A 252-nucleotide genomic window follows, 5' to 3' on the forward strand; every position below is an offset into this window, starting at 1 on the left:
GTCATCGTCCAGGCGACGGATAGCGGCCGGCTCGTGCAGCTGCAGGACGTGGCGCGTATCGAGCTCAGCGCGCAGGACTACGTTACCAACAGCTATCTGAACGGCAAGCCGGCGGTTGCGCTCGGCATCTTTGCCCGCCCCGGCACCAACGCGCTTGACGCCGCCGCAAGCATCCATAAGACGATGCAGAGCCTGGCGCAGGATTTTCCGCAGGGCCTCGAATATCGCATCGTCTACAATCCGACCGAATTC

The 252-nt window shown here is 62.7% G+C and carries 1 protein-coding gene; it reads left to right on the forward strand.

Going from position 1 to position 252, the window contains the following annotated elements; genetic code table 11:
* Positions 1-3 precede the first annotated feature (3 nt).
* The coding region (locus ACR9ZK_RS22745; RefSeq protein ID WP_481344191.1) for an efflux RND transporter permease subunit at positions 4-252 on the forward strand (249 nt) is incomplete at its 3' end.

It is taken from the genome of Monashia sp. HAY1-5C (genome assembly GCF_056755255.1).